Source organism: Frateuria sp. (assembly GCF_035943815.1).
Lineage (GTDB): Bacteria > Pseudomonadota > Gammaproteobacteria > Xanthomonadales > Rhodanobacteraceae > Frateuria_A.
Genome location: NZ_DASZBU010000019.1, coordinates 357,776 through 367,740, shown reverse-complemented (window position 1 = coordinate 367,740; position 9,965 = coordinate 357,776). Strand labels below are relative to the sequence as shown.

Annotated in this window: 22 protein-coding genes; all 22 read left to right on the top strand. The window is 64.3% G+C overall.

The genetic code is table 11. The annotated features are described in order from the left end of the window. Positions 1-140: EF-Tu C-terminal domain-related protein (locus VGU65_RS15595; protein WP_524537788.1), on the top strand; the 140-nt coding region annotated here is incomplete at its 5' end. Between the two features lie 388 nt (positions 141-528). Next, positions 529-840 carry a 30S ribosomal protein S10 gene (gene rpsJ / locus VGU65_RS15590; RefSeq protein ID WP_014402136.1) on the top strand — a complete coding sequence of 104 codons (312 nt, stop codon included), beginning with the start codon at positions 529-531 and terminating at the stop codon, positions 838-840. 20 nt (positions 841-860) lie between these two features. Next, positions 861-1,502 (top strand): 50S ribosomal protein L3, encoded by a 642-nt coding sequence (gene rplC / locus VGU65_RS15585; RefSeq protein WP_327477252.1) that lies wholly within the window; start codon positions 861-863, stop codon positions 1,500-1,502. A gap of 11 nt (positions 1,503-1,513) precedes the next feature. Next, on the top strand, positions 1,514-2,116 hold the full coding sequence (rplD, locus tag VGU65_RS15580) for a 50S ribosomal protein L4 (RefSeq protein WP_327477251.1): 603 nt from the start codon (positions 1,514-1,516) through the stop codon (positions 2,114-2,116). Next, positions 2,113-2,406 carry a 50S ribosomal protein L23 gene (gene rplW / locus VGU65_RS15575; protein WP_414655835.1) on the top strand — a complete coding sequence of 98 codons (294 nt, stop codon included), beginning with the start codon at positions 2,113-2,115 and terminating at the stop codon, positions 2,404-2,406. The genes rplD and rplW overlap by 4 nt, the downstream gene beginning before the upstream one ends. Positions 2,407-2,426: 20 nt before the next feature. Beyond that, positions 2,427-3,248 carry a 50S ribosomal protein L2 gene (gene rplB, locus VGU65_RS15570; protein ID WP_327477247.1) on the top strand — a complete coding sequence of 274 codons (822 nt, stop codon included), beginning with the start codon at positions 2,427-2,429 and terminating at the stop codon, positions 3,246-3,248. Between the two features lie 12 nt (positions 3,249-3,260). Further along, a complete protein-coding gene (gene rpsS, locus VGU65_RS15565) occupies positions 3,261-3,533 on the top strand; it encodes a 30S ribosomal protein S19 (protein WP_056001708.1) in 273 nt (90 codons plus the stop codon). Between the two features lies 1 nt (position 3,534). Continuing rightward, positions 3,535-3,870: a 50S ribosomal protein L22 gene (rplV, locus tag VGU65_RS15560; RefSeq protein WP_181300981.1), complete on the top strand. Its 336-nt coding sequence runs from the start codon at positions 3,535-3,537 to the stop codon at positions 3,868-3,870. A gap of 14 nt (positions 3,871-3,884) precedes the next feature. Then, on the top strand, positions 3,885-4,634 hold the full coding sequence (gene rpsC / locus VGU65_RS15555; protein ID WP_327477242.1) for a 30S ribosomal protein S3: 750 nt from the start codon (positions 3,885-3,887) through the stop codon (positions 4,632-4,634). A gap of 11 nt (positions 4,635-4,645) precedes the next feature. Continuing rightward, the gene (gene rplP / locus VGU65_RS15550; RefSeq protein ID WP_327477240.1) at positions 4,646-5,059 is read left to right on the top strand and encodes a 50S ribosomal protein L16; all 414 of its coding nucleotides are present in this window, start codon (positions 4,646-4,648) and stop codon (positions 5,057-5,059) included. Further along, complete coding sequence (gene rpmC / locus VGU65_RS15545) at positions 5,059-5,244, top strand: 50S ribosomal protein L29 (RefSeq protein ID WP_091340512.1); 186 nt, start codon at positions 5,059-5,061, stop codon at positions 5,242-5,244. The genes rplP and rpmC overlap by 1 nt, the downstream gene beginning before the upstream one ends. Before the next feature lie 12 nt (positions 5,245-5,256). After that, positions 5,257-5,532, top strand: a complete 276-nt coding sequence (rpsQ, locus tag VGU65_RS15540; protein ID WP_327477234.1) for a 30S ribosomal protein S17 — start codon at positions 5,257-5,259, stop codon at positions 5,530-5,532. A gap of 13 nt (positions 5,533-5,545) precedes the next feature. Continuing rightward, on the top strand, positions 5,546-5,914 hold the full coding sequence (gene rplN / locus VGU65_RS15535; protein ID WP_014402147.1) for a 50S ribosomal protein L14: 369 nt from the start codon (positions 5,546-5,548) through the stop codon (positions 5,912-5,914). Positions 5,915-5,927: 13 nt separating this feature from the next. Then, positions 5,928-6,242: a 50S ribosomal protein L24 gene (gene rplX, locus VGU65_RS15530; protein ID WP_327477232.1), complete on the top strand. Its 315-nt coding sequence runs from the start codon at positions 5,928-5,930 to the stop codon at positions 6,240-6,242. 12 nt (positions 6,243-6,254) lie between these two features. Beyond that, on the top strand, positions 6,255-6,794 hold the full coding sequence (gene rplE / locus VGU65_RS15525; RefSeq protein WP_327477230.1) for a 50S ribosomal protein L5: 540 nt from the start codon (positions 6,255-6,257) through the stop codon (positions 6,792-6,794). A 30-nt stretch (positions 6,795-6,824) separates the two neighbouring features. Continuing rightward, on the top strand, positions 6,825-7,130 hold the full coding sequence (rpsN, locus tag VGU65_RS15520) for a 30S ribosomal protein S14 (protein WP_327477228.1): 306 nt from the start codon (positions 6,825-6,827) through the stop codon (positions 7,128-7,130). Positions 7,131-7,342: 212 nt separating this feature from the next. After that, on the top strand, positions 7,343-7,738 hold the full coding sequence (gene rpsH / locus VGU65_RS15515) for a 30S ribosomal protein S8 (protein ID WP_327477226.1): 396 nt from the start codon (positions 7,343-7,345) through the stop codon (positions 7,736-7,738). Positions 7,739-7,747: 9 nt separating this feature from the next. Further along, positions 7,748-8,275 carry a 50S ribosomal protein L6 gene (gene rplF / locus VGU65_RS15510; protein WP_327477225.1) on the top strand — a complete coding sequence of 176 codons (528 nt, stop codon included), beginning with the start codon at positions 7,748-7,750 and terminating at the stop codon, positions 8,273-8,275. Positions 8,276-8,372: 97 nt separating this feature from the next. Next, positions 8,373-8,726 (top strand): 50S ribosomal protein L18, encoded by a 354-nt coding sequence (rplR, locus tag VGU65_RS15505; protein ID WP_327477223.1) that lies wholly within the window; start codon positions 8,373-8,375, stop codon positions 8,724-8,726. A 101-nt stretch (positions 8,727-8,827) separates the two neighbouring features. Next, entirely contained in the window at positions 8,828-9,337 is a 510-nt protein-coding gene (gene rpsE, locus VGU65_RS15500; RefSeq protein WP_327477221.1) for a 30S ribosomal protein S5, read from the top strand. Then, a complete protein-coding gene (gene rpmD / locus VGU65_RS15495) occupies positions 9,330-9,527 on the top strand; it encodes a 50S ribosomal protein L30 (RefSeq protein WP_209619607.1) in 198 nt (65 codons plus the stop codon). The genes rpsE and rpmD overlap by 8 nt, the downstream gene beginning before the upstream one ends. Beyond that, positions 9,527-9,964, top strand: coding sequence for a 50S ribosomal protein L15 (gene rplO, locus VGU65_RS15490; RefSeq protein WP_515404993.1), 438 nt, complete (start codon positions 9,527-9,529; stop codon positions 9,962-9,964). Before rpmD ends, rplO begins: the two co-directional genes overlap by 1 nt. Position 9,965 lies beyond the last annotated feature (1 nt).

Below are 9,965 nucleotides of genomic sequence, written 5' to 3'. Positions count from 1 at the left end.
AGATGGTCATGCCGGGTGACAACATCAAGATGGTGGTGAGCCTGATCCACCCGATCGCGATGGACGAGGGCCTGCGCTTCGCCATCCGCGAAGGCGGCCGCACCGTCGGCGCCGGCGTGGTGGCCAAGGTCATCAAGTAAGATCCGGCCGGCGGTCCTCAGGGGCCGCCGTTTTTTTCGCGTGGGTGTCCGCAAGGCTGGCATCGAACGCGGGTTGGCTGCTATACTTGATAACTTGACGGCTCCGGTGTTGCTCGGGGCCGATACCGCGAAATGAGGCGCAGGACGTGCTTCGAGTTCGCAGGCCGGGAAGGCCCTCGCAACGTAAACATCGGTCACAGATGACATTCTGTTGACCTTTGTGTGTTGCGCGACTTATAATTTTCTGTCTAGGCGAGCCGTTTGTGCTCGCCTAGCTTTTTCGCCCGGGGCGCTTAGGTGCTCCGAGCGGCTTCAGAAGGGTTGTGCGAGGCGGTGAGAAGCTACCTCGAAACAAGCATTTGTTCTTTCGATAACAGGACACGGTTTTATGGCGAACCAGAAGATTCGCATCCGCCTCAAGGCGTTCGATCATCGTCTGATCGACCGCTCGGCCAGCGAGATCGTCGAGACGGCCAAGCGCACCGGCGCTACGGTGCTCGGTCCCATCCCGCTCCCGACCAAGATCGAGCGCTACACCATCCTGGTCTCGCCGCACGTCGACAAGGACGCGCGCGACCAGTACGAAACGCGCACCCACAAGCGTGTGCTCGACATCGTCGACCCCAACGACAAGACCGTGGACGCGCTCATGAAGCTTGACCTCGCCGCTGGCGTGGACGTCCAGATCAAGCTCGGCTGAGCGACAGACAGGATACGAAGATGAGTATCGGACTGGTTGGCCGCAAGTGCGGCATGAGCCGGCTCTTCACTGAAGACGGACGCTCGATTCCGGTGACGCTGATTGAAGCGACCCCGAACCGCGTCACCCAGCTGAAGACCGAAGACAACGATGGTTACACCGCGATCCAGGTCACTGCGGGCGTCAAGCGCGCCTCGCTGCTGACTCGGCCGGTAAAGGGTCACTACGCCAAGGCGAAGGTCGAGCCGGGTCGTGGCCTGTGGGAGTTCCGCGTCGCTGCCGAGGACATCGGCAAGTACAGCGTCGGCGCCGAGATCAAGGCGGACGAGATCTTCTCGGCCGGCCAGATCGTCGACGTCGCCGGCGTCTCGAAGGGCAAGGGGTTCCAGGGCACCATCAAGCGCCACAACTTCTCGATGGGCGATGCGACGCACGGTAACTCGCTGTCGCACCGCGCGCCGGGTTCGATCGGCCAGCGCCAGACGCCCGGCCGCGTGTTCCCGGGCAAGAAGATGGCCGGCCACATGGGTGCGGTGAATCGCACGCAGCAGGGTCTGGAAGTGGTCAAGGTCGACGCCGAGCGTCACCTGATCGCGGTCAAGGGCGCGGTGCCGGGTGCGACCGGCGGCGACGTCGTGATCCGCCCGACCACCAAGGGTTGAGGAGAGACGCCATGGAACTGAATGTCATTGGCGCCAAGCCGCTCGCCGTGTCCGAGGAAGTGTTCGGCACCGAGTTCAAGCAGGCCCTGATCCACCAGGTGGTGGTTGCGTACCAGGCCGGCGGTCGCGCCGGTACCAAGGCGCAGCTGTCGCGCGGTGAATTGTCGGGCACTACCAAGAAGTTCAAGAAGCAGAAGGGCGGCGGCGCCCGTCACGGCGACTACCGCGCCCCGATCTTCGTCGGCGGTGGTGTCACCTTCGCGGCCAAGCCGCGCAGCTTCGAGCAGAAGGTCAACCGCAAGGCCTATCGCGTAGCGATTCGCTCGATCCTTTCCGAGCTGAACCGCCAGGACCGCCTGAAGGTGGTCGAAGGCTTCGGCATCGAGGAAGCCAAGACCAAGGCGATGGTCGCCAAGCTGGCCGAGCTGCAGGTCGCCGGTCGCGTGCTGCTGGTGTCCGAGGATGCCAACGAGGCGCTGTTCCTGGCCGCCCGCAACATCCCGTACCTGCACGTGGTCGACGTGATGGCGCTGAACCCGGTCAGCCTGGTCGGTTCCGACTACGTCGTAATGACCGCCGAGGCCGTGAAGAAGATCGAGGAATGGCTGGCATGAGCAACGAACGCATTCTCAACACGCTGCGTGCGCCGCACATCTCCGAGAAGTCCGCGCGCCTGGCCGAGAACAACCAGTACGTATTCGTGGTCGCCCCCGAGGCGACCAAGGCCGACGTCCGCGCGGCGGTGGAGCAGATGTTCGACGTCAAGGTCGAGCAGGTGAACCTCGTCAACGCCAAGGGCAAGGTCAAGTCCTTCCGTTTCCGCGCTGGCAGCCGCCAGGGCAAGCGCAAGGCCTACGTCCGCCTCGCCGATGGTCAGACCATCGACGTTTCGGCCAAGGCCTGAGCTCAAGGAGTTGAATTGAGATGGCACTGATCACTCACAAGCCGACCTCGCCGGGCCGCCGCGACTCTGTCAGCGTCCGCACCGAAGGCCTGCACAAGGGCGCGCCTTACGCGCCGTTGACCGAATCGCAGTCCAAGACGGGTGGCCGCAACCACTACGGTCGCATCACCACGCGTCATCGCGGTGGTGGCCACAAGCAGGCCTACCGCATCATCGACTTCAAGCGCGACAAGGAAGGCATCGCCGCCAAGGTCGAGCGCATCGAGTACGATCCGAACCGCACCGCGCACATCGCTCTGCTGTGCTACGCCGACGGCGAGCGCCGCTACATCATTGCGCCCAAGGGCGTGCAGGTGGGCGACCGCCTGGTGTCCGGTTCCGACGCGCCGATCAAGGCCGGCAACAGCCTGCCGCTGCGCGCCATTCCGGTCGGTTCGACCATCCACTGCATCGAGATGAAGGCAGGCAAGGGCGCACAGATCGCCCGCAGCGCCGGTGCCTCCGTGCAACTGGTCGCCCGCGAGTCCGGTTACGCCACGCTGCGCCTGCGCTCCGGCGAGATGCGCCGCGTGCCGGTCGACTGCCGCGCGACCATCGGTGAAGTCGGCAACTCCGAGCACAGCCTGAAGAAGCTCGGCAAGGCCGGCGCCAAGCGCTGGAAGGGCATCCGCCCGACCGTGCGCGGCGTGGTGATGAACCCGGTCGACCATCCGCACGGCGGTGGTGAAGGCCGTACCTCCGGCGGCCGTCATCCGGTCAGCCCGTGGGGCACGCCGACCAAGGGCTACAAGACCCGCAACAACAAGCGCACGCAGCAGTTCATCGTGCGTCGTCGCAAGTAACAGGAAACGATCATGCCGCGCTCCCTAAAGAAAGGTCCGTTCATCGACCTGCACCTCGCAAAGAAGGTGGAAGCCGCCGTTTCCGCCAACAACAAGCGTCCGATCAAGACCTGGTCGCGCCGCTCGATGATCCTGCCCGAAATGGTGGGCCTGACCATCGCCATCCACAACGGTCGCCAGCACGTGCCGGTGCTCGTCAACGAGAACATGGTCGGGCACAAGCTCGGCGAGTTCGCGGTGACCCGCACCTTCAAGGGTCACGGCGGCGACAAGAAGGGCAAGTAAGATGAGCACCGAAGCCAAAGCGATCCTGCGCAGCGCCCGCATCTCGGCGCAGAAGGCACGCCTGGTGGCTGACCTGGTCCGCGGCATGCCCGTGGGCCGCGCCAGCGACGTGCTCCAGTTCACCAACAAGAAGGCCGCCCACCTTGTCCGCAAGGTGCTGCTTTCGGCCGTCGCCAACGCCGAGAACAATCTCGGCGCCGACGTCGACGAGCTGAAGGTCTCGCGCATCTTCGTGGACGAAGGTCCGGCGATGAAGCGCATGTATGCCCGCGCCAAGGGTCGCGGTTCGCGCATCCTGAAGCGCACCAGCCACATCACCGTGGTCGTCGGCGAGTAAGAGGACAGAAGACGATGGGTCATAAAGTTCATCCCACCGGTATCCGCCTCGGCATCGCCAAGGACTGGAATTCGAAGTGGTACGCCAACAAGGGCGAGTATGCCAAGTACCTCGCGGCCGACCTCAAGGTCCGTGAGATGCTGCGCAAGAAGCTGGCGCAGGCCGGCATCTCCAAGATCCAGATCGAGCGTCCGGCCAAGACCGCCCGCGTGACGATCCACACCGCCCGTCCGGGCGTGGTGATCGGCAAGAAGGGCGAGGACATCGAGAAGCTGCGCAAGGAAGTGTCTGACATGATGGGCGTTCCGGCGCACATCAATGTCAACGAAGTGCGCAAGCCCGAGCTCGACGCGCAGCTGGTGGCCGAGTCGATCGCCCAGCAGCTGGAGCGCCGCATCATGTTCCGCCGTGCCATGAAGCGGGCGGTCGGCAACGCCATGCGCCTGGGCGCGCTGGGCATCAAGATCAACGTGTCCGGCCGCCTGAACGGTGCCGAGATCGCGCGCTCCGAGTGGAGCCGCGAGGGCCGCGTGCCGCTGCACACCCTGCGTGCCGACATCGACTACGGCTTTGCCGAGGCGAAGACCACCTACGGCATCATCGGCATCAAGGTGTGGGTCTACAAGGGCGAGATCTTCGACCTGGCGGCAGCGTCGCAGGAGTCGAAGGACGAGCAGTCGCAGCCGCGCCGCGAAGGTGGCGAGGGTCGTCGTGAATCGCGTCGCGAGGGCGGTGAAGGCCGCCGCGAGCGGACGGCGAAGTAAGGAGAGTTGCCATGTTGCAACCGAAGCGAACCAAATTCCGCAAGCAGTTCAAGGGCCGCAACGATGGCCTGGCGCAGTGCGCCAACCTCGTCAGCTTTGGCGAATACGGCCTGAAGGCGACCACCCATGGCGCGCTGACCGCGCGCCAGATCGAGGCCGGCCGTCGTTGCATCACCCGTTTCGTCAAGCGTGGCGGCAAGTTGTGGATCCGCGTGTTCCCGGACAAGCCGATCACCAAAAAGCCCATCGAAGTGCGTATGGGCGCCGGCAAGGGCGGCGTCGAGTTCTGGGTCGCCCCGATCCAGCCGGGCCGCATGCTCTATGAAATCGAGGGTATCGACGAGGCTACGGCACGCGAGGCGTTCCGCCTGGCCGCCGCCAAGCTCTCCGTGCAGACCCAATTCGTGACCCGGGCGGTGATGTGATGGCCACCAACGATCTGAACACCAAGTCGGCCGACGAGCTGAAGCAGCATCTGCTGGACCTGCGCAAGGAGCAGTTCAACCTGCGCATGCAGAAGGGTACCGGCCAGCTCAGCCAGCCGCACCAGCTGCGCCGCGTCCGGCGCGACATCGCCCGCACGAAGTTCGTGCTCGGCACGAAGAAGTAAGGGACCGCCGACATGAGCGACAACCAGAACACCGCTGCTAAGAGCGGGGCGCGCACCCTCGAGGGTCGCGTCATCAGCAACAAGATGAACAAGACGGTCACCGTCCTGATTGAGCGCCAGGTGCAGCACGGCCTGCTGGGCAAGATCATCCGCCGGTCGACCAAGCTGCACGCGCAGGATGACCTGGGCGCGAACGAGGGCGACCTCGTGCGTATCGCCGAGTGCCGTCCACTGTCCAAGACCAAGCATCACCGCGTGGTCGAAATCGTCACGCGCGCGGCCGTCTGAGGAGGGTGCAGACATGATCCAGATGCAGAGCACGCTTTCCGCGGCCGACAACAGCGGCGCCAAGGAACTGATGTGCATCAAGGTGCTCGGCGGCTCGCACCGTCGCTACGCCGCGATCGGTGACGTGATCAAGGTCACCGTGAAGGATGCCATTCCGCGCGGCAAGGTTAAGAAGGGCGAGGTCTACAACGCCGTGGTGGTGCGTACCGCCAAGGGCGTGCGTCGCCCCGATGGCTCGCTGATCCGTTTCGACGGCAATGCAGCGGTCCTCCTCAACAACAAGCTCGAGCCGATCGGCACCCGTATCTTCGGACCGGTCACGCGTGAGCTGCGCGGCGAGAAGTTCATGAAGATCGTCTCCCTCGCGCCCGAAGTGCTTTGAGCGGAGAAAAACCATGAACCGTATCCGCAAGGGTGATCAGGTCCTCGTGATCGCCGGCAAGAACAAGGGCCAGCGCGGTGACGTGCTGCGCGTGGATGGCGACCGTGTGTTCGTCTCCAACGTGAACATCGTCAAGCGCCACACCAAGCCCAACCCGCAGGCCAACCAGGCTGGCGGCATCGTCGAGCGCGAGGCCTCGATCCACATCTCCAATGTGCAGCCGTTCAACCCCGCCACGGGCAAGGGTGAGCGCGTAGGTGCCAAGGCGCTCTCCGATGGGCGCAAGGTCCGCGTGTTCCGCTCCAACGGCGAACAGCTGGACGCGTAAGGAACAAATGTCATGACGCGCCTTGAGAAGATTTACAAAGAGCAAGTCGTGCCGAAGCTCACCGAGCGGTTCGGCTACGAGAACGTGATGCAGGTTCCGCGCATCACGAAGATCACCCTGAACATGGGTGTGGGCGAGGCTGCCGGCAACAAGAAGATTCTTGAGAACGCCGTGGCCGACATGACCAAGATCGCCGGTCAGAAGCCGATCACGACCAAGGCGCGCGTGTCCGTGGCCTCGTTCAAGATCCGCGACGGCTGGCCGATCGGCTGCAAGGTCACCCTGCGCCGCGCCAACATGTGGGAATTCCTGGACCGCCTGATCAACATCTCGCTGCCGCGTACCCGCGACTTCCGCGGTGTTTCCGGCCGAGCCTTCGATGGCCGTGGCAACTACAACTTCGGCATCAAGGAACAGATCATCTTCCCGGAAATCGACTTCGACGCGATCGACGCGATGCGCGGCATGGATATCTCCATCACCACCACCGCCAAGACCGACGAAGAGGCCAAGGCGCTGCTGGAAGCTTTCAGCTTCCCGTTCCGCAACTGACGCGCGCCTCCTTAAGAGCGAGAGAAACACATGGCAAAGACCTCGATGGTCAACCGCGACATCAAGCGGACCAAGCTCGTCAAGAAGTTCGCCGCCAAGCGCGCCGAACTGAAGGCGATCGTGCTGAACCCGAACGCCTCGTACGACGAGAAGATGGACGCTCAGTCCAAGCTGCAGAAGCTGCCGCGCGACGCCAGCCCGGTGCGCCAGCGCAACCGCTGCGAGCTGTCCGGCCGTCCGCGTGGCGTGTACCGCAAGTTCGGCCTGGGCCGCAACAAGCTGCGCGAGGCGACCATGCGCGGCGACGTGCCGGGTCTGCGCAAGGCCAGCTGGTAAAACCCCAAGGGAAGGGGCGCCTCGGCGCCCGCCCGCATCCAAAGGCAGGCCGCGCTGGCCTGCCGGTGCATTTTTCGCACGGATGTTCGCTTGACCGGAAAAAGCTGCTATAGTCGTCCGTCTGCTCAAAGCAGACTGGCGGTGAATGGCCGCCTCACAACTTAGAAGATTTCCGGTTACTCGGATATCGGTGCACTCTGAAGGATGTTTTCATGAGCATGACTGATCCCATCGCCGATCTGTTTACGCGTATCCGCAATGCCCAGCTCACGGGCAAGCAGGCCGTAAGCATGCCGTCGTCGAAGCTGAAGTTGGCGATCGCCAACCTCCTCAAGAACGAGGGCTACATCCTCGACGCCAAGACTTCCGATGCGGAAGGCAAGCCGGTGCTCGAGATCAAGCTCAAGTATTTCGAAGGCCGCCCGGCCATCGAGGCCATTTCCCGTGTTTCCCGCTCCGGTCTGCGCGTGTATCGCGGCAAGGACGAGCTGCCGAAGGTGCTCGGCGGCATGGGTATCTCGATCATCTCGACTTCCGCCGGTCTGATGACCGATGCGCAGGCCCGCGCCCGCGGCCTGGGCGGCGAAGTCATCGGCCAAGTGGCGTAAGGAGTTCCCATGTCCCGCGTTGCCAAGAAACCGATCAACCTGCCCAAGGGCGTGGAACTGAAGTCCGATGCCAATGGCATCTCCGTGAAGGGCCCGAAGGGCACGTTGTCGGTGCATGCACTGCCTGGCGTGTCGGTGGCCGTCAATGACGGCGTGGCCAACATCGCCCTCGCAGAGGGCGCCGACGACAAGTTCGGCGGTACCGCGCGCGCCCTCCTGGCCAACATGGTCAAGGGCGTGTCCGAAGGCTATGAGCGCAAGCTGGAACTGGTCGGCGTGGGTTACCGCGCCTCGATGGCCGGCAAGGCGCTGAACCTCAGTCTGGGCTTCTCTCACCCGGTCGTGTTCAACGCGCCGGAGGGCATTACGCTCGAGACCCCGTCGCAGACCGAGATCCTGATCAAGGGCTCGGACAAGCAGCGCGTCGGCGAGGTTGCCGCCAAGATCCGCGCGTTCCGCCCGCCGGAGCCCTACAAGGGCAAGGGTGTGCGCTATGCCGGCGAGAAGATCACCTTGAAGGAAGCCAAGAAGGCCTGAGTACGCTTTCCCTGCGTGTGGAGGCGACCATCCATGGTCGCACTACTCACAAGAGCACTGCGTAACTACCGCCGATCCGCTTTCGAGGAACAGACAGATGAACAAGAACGAATCCCGCCTGCGCCGCGCCAAGTCCACGCGCGCCCACATCCGCAAGCTCGCCGTGGCGCGCCTGTCGGTGCACCGCACTGGCCAGCATCTTTACGCCCAGGTGTTCGATGCCGCCGGCGACAAGGTGGTGGCAGCCGCCTCCACCGTGCAGAAGTCGGTGGCCGAGGGCCTGAAGGGCACGAAGAACCTGGCTGCCGCTGCGGCGGTGGGCAAGGCCGTGGCCGAGCGTGCGCTCGCCGCCGGCATCGACTCGGTCGCCTTCGACCGCTCAGGTTTCCGCTACCACGGCCGCATCAAGGCGCTGGCCGATGCGGCGCGCGAAGCGGGCCTGAAGTTCTGACGAAACCGGGAACCCTGGTTCCCGGTTCTTAGCAAGCACAACAACAAGCGGCCAAGCCGCAAGCAAAAGTCCCGGATGGTCCGGGCATACGGAAACGAACAATGTCTTCTACCGATCGCGAAAATTCCGACGGCCTGCTCGAGAAGCTGATCGCCGTCAACCGCGTGGCCAAGACCGTCAAGGGCGGCCGCCAGATGAGCTTCACCGCGCTGACCGTCGTCGGCGACGGCGAGGGCAAGGTCGGCTTCGGCTATGGCAAGGCGCGCGAAGTGCCGGTCGCCATCTCCAAGGCCATGGACCGCGCCCGCCGCAACATGGTCAGCATCGACCTCAACAACGGCACCCTGTGGTACGCCATCAAGGCCAACCACGGCGCGGCGCGCGTGTTCATGCAGCCTGCTTCCGAAGGTACCGGCGTGATCGCCGGCGGCGCGATGCGCGCCGTGCTGGAAGTGGTCGGCGTCAAGAACGTGTTGGCCAAGGCGGTCGGTTCGCGCAACCCGATCAACCTGGTGCGCGCCACCATCAAGGGCCTGCAGGCGATCGCCTCGCCGAAGCGCATCGCCGCCAAGCGTGGCAAGACCGTGGAAGAGGTGATGGGCAATGGCTAAGAACAACGACACCGCCGCCACCGTGCGCGTGCGCCTGGTCAAGGGCCTGCGCGGCGTGCAGGGGCGTCACCGCCTGAGCGTCAAGGCGCTTGGCCTGAACAAGCTCAACGATGTCCGTGAACTGAAGGACAGCCCGCAGGTGCGTGGCCTGATCAACACGGTCTACTACCTGGTCCGGGTCGAGGAGTAATCATCATGCGTCTCAACGACATCAAGCCGGCCGCCGGTTCGCGCAAGACGCGCCTGCGCGTCGGTCGCGGTATCGGTTCGGGCCTGGGCAAGACCGCCGGCCGCGGCCACAAGGGTCAGCACGCCCGCGCCGGCGGCACCCATAAGTTCGGCTTCGAAGGCGGCCAGATGCCGCTGCAGCGGCGCCTGCCCAAGGTCGGTTTCCGCTCCAAGAAGAAGGCCGAGAGCCAGGAAGTGTTCCTGTACCAGCTGGCCAACCTGAAGGCGGACGTGATCGACCCGATCGCGCTCCATCAGGCCGGTCTGGTGGACAGCAAGGCTAAGAAGATCAAGGTCGTCGCCAAGGGCGAGATCGGTCGTGCGGTCAAGCTCTCCGGTGTGCTCGCCACGGCGGGTGCCAAGGCGGCCATCGAGGCTGCCGGCGGCAGCGTGGAGTAAG